Genomic DNA, 3,846 nt, shown 5'->3' on the forward strand with positions numbered 1-3,846 from the left:
GGCGGCGGGGGAGGATGCGGCGGCGGAGGCAGCTGACACGGGGCAGCTGGTCCGAGGGGAACCGCATCCGGACCGTCCAGCACAGACGAAGCGCCCGTCGGGGCCCATATCCCGGCGGGCGCTTCGCCGTTGGGGCGCGCACGGCGCACCCGGCGCCCGGGGGCGCACTCCCTGATTGAACAGGTGAGCTGTGGAGCCCTCGGTGGGATGGAAATCGCACGAAGTTGGGTAAAAAAGCTGTGGTGGACACGCCGTCCATGATTCCCTCGTAAGCCGACGCAGACCCCGACACATCCTTCTGACCAGGCAGACCGGGCGATTTCCCGGCGCCGACGGGGTGCGACGGACCCACTCACCATTTGTGTGCCAGCGGAGCCGACCCATGCTCACGAACCTCAACACTGCCTATTCCGACACGCGCGCGGCCGACCTCGCCTGGGCCCTGGGACGCGAGCCGCTGCCCGCGCTCGCCACTCTCGACCTCGAACTGTCCGGCGCGAAGCTCCAGTTGAGACTTCTCGGCGCATCCCACCAGGTACTTCTGGAGGAGCAGCGGGGCACGTGTTCGGAGACCGTGGCCTGCATCGCGGGCAGCAGTACGCCGTTGCCGCTCGGCTTGGCGAAACGCGTCGGCGAGTGGGAGTACGAGTTCGCGGCGCGCGTCGAGACGTTGTCGCGCGGCTCGTTCGCGGGGCGCGCGCAGGAACTCCTCGCGCTGGTCGCCGACCACCCCAACGGCCTGGCAGGCGTGTTCCCCGGCAGCCCCCACGCGTTCACCGCCATGCTCGCCCAACACCACGAGGGCCAGATCCACTGGCGTACCTGGCACGCATATCCCCAGGAAGGCCAACTGGTGGCGACGCGCACGAGAGTTGGGGCAAGGGTGACGGCTCCGGCATAAGCGCCGAATTGGGGAGCGCCCCTTCAGGGGCGCGGGGAACTGCGCGAGCAACCCACCACAACCCGCAGCCATAAACCGAACCGAGAGCCCCCCAACTTCCCCGATCTTCCGCCCAGTTACCGGACGTTCCAACAACGCCCAAAGTATGCGTCGTGGCCCAAAGTTCCACACGTGTGAGTGACCCAGCGCGCTGCAAGCGTGACGTACCGTTCGCTGGATGATCGACCCGCACGCCCCGGCCCCGCCCGGCGGAGCCCCATCGCCCTGGAGCGATCCGGGCCCGGCGCGGCTGCCGGTCGGGCCGGCCACCGGACGGTTCCTCGTACTCGCGGGCGTCTTCGTGTGCGCGGCCTGCGGACTCGTCTACGAACTCGAACTGGTCGCCCTCGCCTCGTACTTGATCGGGGACTCCGTCACCCAGGCGTCCGTCGTGCTCTCCGTGATGGTCTTCGCGATGGGCATCGGCTCGCTCCTCGCCAAGCGGCTGCGCTGCCGCGCCGCGGCAGCCTTCGGCGCGGTCGAGGCACTGCTCGCGCTGGTCGGCGGGTGCAGCGCGATGGCCCTGTACGCCGCGTTCGCCTGGACCGGCGACTGGACCGGCGACTGGGGCGGGATGTGGGAGGGCGGCTCCCGCCACCTCCTCGTCGCGTTCTCGCTCACGATCGGGCTGCTCATCGGCGCCGAAGTGCCCCTGCTGATGGAGCTGATCCAGCGGATCCGCCGGCAGGACGCGGGCGGCGCGGTCGCGGACCTGTTCGCCGCGGACTACGTGGGCGCGCTGGTCGGCGGACTCGCCTTCCCCTTCCTCCTGCTGCCCCAGCTCGGCCAGCTGACCGGCGCGCTGATCACCGGAACCGTCAACGCGGTCGCCGGCGGCGCGCTCGTACTCGGTCTCTTCCGGCAGGACCTGACCCGCCGCGGACGCCGGCTGCTGGTCGTCGCCAACCTCGTCGTACTCGCGCTGCTCGCCTCGGCCGCCGTCCACGTCGACGACTTCGAACGGGCGGCGCGCAGGGCGGTGTACGGGCAGGATGTACGGGTGGCGCTGCAGACCGGCGTACAGGAGGTCGTCCTCACCGGCGGCACGGACGGCCGCCCGCTGAGCCTCTTCCTCGACGGACGGCTGCGGGTCAGCGGGCGCGACGAGCGGCGCTACCACGAGGCGCTGGTGCACCCGGCGATGCGGAACGGGCCGCACGCGCGCGTGCTCGTCCTCGGCGGCGGGGACGGCCTCGCGGCCCGCGAAGTACTGCGGTACGCGGGCGTACGACGGGTCGACGTGGCCGAACTCGACGCGGCCCTCGTGCGGTTGGCGCGCACCGACCGGGCGCTGTCCGCGCTGAACGGGCATGCGTTCCGCGACCCGCGGGTGCGCGTCATCACCGCGGACGCCTTCGCCCTGCTGCGGGAGACGGGGGAGACGGGGGAGACGCGGGACACGTACGACGTCGTCGTCTCCGATCTGCCGGATCCGGGGATCACGGCCAGTACGAAGCTGTACTCGCAGGAGTTCTACGGGCTCGCCAGGCGGGTCCTCGCTGCCGACGGGCGGCTCGTCGTACACGCGGGTCCTGTGGCGTCGCGGCCGCGGGTCTTCTGGACCGTCGACGCGACGGTACGGGCGGCCGGGCTGCGGACGGTGCCGTACCGCGTGGGCGGGCGCGACTCCGGCTTCGCGGCCGGACCCGACCGCACGACGGGACCGGCGGGCGCGCCACGCGACTGGGGCTTCGTCCTCGCGTCCCGTACGGCACCGGTCCTGTCCCTCCCCGGCGCGGCACGGGCGGCGGAACACACCCGGCTGTCCGGCCTCCCGGCGTCCACGCTGGTGCATCCGCGCTACGCCGGCTGAACCGAATCCCTGATACGCAGGTGCGGTACGGGCGCTGCTGGGTAGGCTCGACCGACATGGAGCATGAGGTGTTCGTTCCGGTTCCCGTCGAACGTCTTCGGGAGGCCCTCGCCGATCCCGCGCGGGTGGCCCGGGCGGTGCCCGGGCTCCAGCAGGACGCGGGGACGGCGCCCGTCTCCGGGCGGCTGAAGGTACGCGTCGGCAGCCACAGCGTCACGTATCGCGGGACGCTCCGGGTCACCGGTCAGGACGACGGGTCGTACGCCGTCGAAGGCGACGGGACCGAGGCCCGCGGGAGCGGCTCGGTGAAACTCGCGCTCACGCTGTCGCTCCGCTCGGCGGAGGGCGGCTCGACGCTCGTGTTCGGGGGGACGGCCACGGCTGACGGGCGCGTTACGGAGTTGCCGCCGGACGCGGTGGCCTCGGCGAGTACGCGGCTGCTGAACCGTTTCGCGGAGAATCTGGCGGACGCGGACGCGGACGCTGACGCGGGTGCGGATGCCTCCGGCGGTTCGGTGGGGGCTTCTGGCGAGCCGGAGGCTGAGGCTTCTGGTGAGGTGGAGGAGTCGTCCGCCTCAGCCGCACCGGAGGCTGCGCCCGAGTCGGCTCCCGCGGCCGACGCCGAAGCCGAGATCGCGCCGCCCGAAGGCGCTCAGGGCTCCGAGCCCGTGGCCGCCGAGGAACCCTCCGTCTTCGAGACCGAGGTCCCGCCGCCCTCCCTCACTCCGTTCGCCGAGGGCGACTTCGAGGGCGGGTTCCAGGGCGGGTTCGAGGAGGAGGACACGGACGCGGCGCCGCCCGCGGAGGCCGCGCACGCCCGGCGGACGATGATCGGCCGGAGCGCGGAGGAGGTCGATCACGCGCCCCCGCGCGGCCGGTACGCGCCGGTGCCCGCGCCCGAGGCCGTGTCCGGCCGCGCGGCCCTGCGCTGGGCGGCGCCCGCCGCGGCGCTCGTGGTGGCCTCGGCCATCGTTGTGAGCCGGGTCCTGCGCAAACGTCGCTGACAGTTGGCGGGTAGCTGGTTACCCGGCGCCGGTGTGGGCGGCCCTGGGGGCTCCGCCCCCTGGCCCCCGCTGGGGCTGCGCCCCAGACC

Annotated in this window: 3 protein-coding genes; all 3 read left to right on the forward strand. The window is 72.8% G+C overall.

What is annotated here, in order from left to right:
• The first annotated feature begins 382 nt into the window (after positions 1–382).
• The 3 genes from G5C60_RS49855 (at position 383) to G5C60_RS49865 (ending at position 3,757) form a co-directional block, all read left to right on the forward strand.
• Positions 383–901, forward strand: coding sequence for a DUF2617 family protein (locus G5C60_RS49855; RefSeq protein ID WP_165270813.1), 519 nt, complete (start codon positions 383–385; stop codon positions 899–901).
• 217 nt (positions 902–1,118) lie between these two features.
• Positions 1,119–2,753 carry a polyamine aminopropyltransferase gene (locus tag G5C60_RS49860; protein WP_165270815.1) on the forward strand — a complete coding sequence of 545 codons (1,635 nt, stop codon included), beginning with the start codon at positions 1,119–1,121 and terminating at the stop codon, positions 2,751–2,753.
• 56 nt (positions 2,754–2,809) lie between these two features.
• The gene (locus G5C60_RS49865) at positions 2,810–3,757 is read left to right on the forward strand and encodes an SRPBCC domain-containing protein (protein WP_165270817.1); all 948 of its coding nucleotides are present in this window, start codon (positions 2,810–2,812) and stop codon (positions 3,755–3,757) included.
• The last annotated feature ends 89 nt before the right edge of the window (positions 3,758–3,846 follow it).

Origin of the sequence: Streptomyces scabichelini, from assembly GCF_011045015.1 — a bacterium.
Classification (GTDB): domain Bacteria; phylum Actinomycetota; class Actinomycetes; order Streptomycetales; family Streptomycetaceae; genus Streptomyces; species Streptomyces scabichelini.